The organism is Klebsiella sp. 1SOBk5mer (genome assembly GCF_046603115.1).
Lineage (GTDB): Bacteria > Pseudomonadota > Gammaproteobacteria > Enterobacterales > Enterobacteriaceae > Klebsiella > Klebsiella quasipneumoniae.
Genome location: NZ_JBKIUU010000028.1, coordinates 1 through 1,660 on the forward strand (window position 1 = coordinate 1; position 1,660 = coordinate 1,660).

A 1,660-nucleotide genomic window follows, 5' to 3' on the forward strand; every position below is an offset into this window, starting at 1 on the left:
AGATAGCCCCTCAAACGCGCTCAAAAGCTCTCAGACGCACGAAACGGGTTTTAGATGCCCGCCAGGGCATGGAAGGCGCGAAAAACGCTTACAGAGGCTCTCAGGAGGTCAAGCGCGCCGATACCCCTAACCAGGGGCTTTCAGGTCGCCAGGAACCGCGCCAGCCCCCTGCAAAGCCCATTTGCACGGAACAGGCAGCCATGCGGTTGGTAGGTGGTCGTAGACCGTCGGTGTTGCAGCGATGGGGGTCTGGGGTTCTCCCCAGACGGTTTCCGGTAGCGCTCAAGGCGCTGCCGGAACCGTGGCGGCTCGGTTTTTTCTGGAGAACGGGGAGCAAAAACACGCAAAGGATTTTGAGGCGGCAAAAGAGCAATGCAGGATAGACAATCATGGTCAGAACGTTAACACGTAGCCCCTGATTGTCCGCCTGCCGCTAGCTCAATTTGAAAACATGGCCATGATTCGGCGCTGAATATCACCGTCTTTGTTGACCAGTGTTTTAGTGACAAACGCTGCATGGTTTTTCGTAGTGTTGTATCCCTTCCAGACTTCATGTGGATCGAGGGCATACGCACAAACCTTACCAGCAACGGGGATTCTAACTAATGCATTTTTTGATTCTAAGTAATTGAGCCACCGAATAATTGTGCTTCTGCTAACTCCAAGTTTTTCAGCTAGGAATTGCTGATCCGCAACGACAGCGCCACACGTAGGATCGATATGCTCCGCTAAAAATGAGTACAGCTTCAGTGCTGATATGCCTTGGCTATCCTTCAGCAGCTCTCGAACACGTTCCCAACCTTTTGGGGATACCTGTGTAAACCTTGAATTTTTCTTTGCTTCTTCGAGATCCTCGGTGTTTTTCTTTGCCTCATCTGAAAGTTGTTTCAGTCGTTTTTCTGAATCAATAAACATGATTTTTTCCCTCTGAAAATCCCATGCACTAACGTTGGTTCAAATCTAAGCCATCATGACACATCTGTGCAACACCTTGTTGCGTGTTGTCGCATCCAGGATGCGACAACGTTGTTTCATCCTGGATGCGACAGGTAAATAAAAAACACACTAAAAAAACAACCACTTACAAATCGGCGTAAAAGATCTATTCTAGGCAAGGGTGTTGCGTGCAACGCAACGCCCTTTGGGGGTGTCGGGGCGAAGCCCTGACCCAGTCACGTAGCGATAGCGGAGTGTATACTGGCTTACTCCTATGCAAGCCTCGCCAGCCGTGATTTTTGCCAGATTTCGTGGTTTTCACGTTCAACAGCTCCATCGTGTTTTTGCCGTCCGTTCACCGTTAAAACGCCTCAGAAATCGGGACAGGATGTGTAATCGTATAACCGCGCATGCACGCCGATACGATTACCACTTGGTCAGGGCTTCACCCCGACACCCCGCATCAGTGCGTAAGTGCTCAATGTGGCTTCCGGTTCTCTTCCGCTTCCTCGTCGATTCGCTCGCTACGCTCGGTCATCGACTTGCGGCGAGCGGGATCACCTCTCGCATGTTGTCGGTGATCCCGGTGTTGTTCTTTTGGGGATGAGTCGCCAGATAGCCCCTCAAACGCGCTCAAAAGCTCTCAGACGCACGAAACGGGTTTTAGATGCCCGCCAGGGCATGGAAGGCGCGAAAAACGCTTACAGAGGCTCTCAGGAGGTCA

General features: G+C 51.3%; 1 protein-coding gene. It reads right to left on the reverse strand.

Features of this window, described 5'->3' with window-relative positions; translation table 11 throughout:
* Positions 1–438: 438 nt before the first annotated feature.
* On the reverse strand, positions 439–915 hold the full coding sequence (locus ACLH1U_RS25135) for a helix-turn-helix domain-containing protein (protein ID WP_000469298.1): 477 nt from the start codon (positions 913–915) through the stop codon (positions 439–441).
* Positions 916–1,660 lie beyond the last annotated feature (745 nt).

Coding starts and splice junctions, on each gene's coding strand:
- ACLH1U_RS25135 (WP_000469298.1), bottom strand. CDS start 915: ATGTTTATTGATTCAGAAAAACGACTGAAACAACTTTCAGATGAGGCA.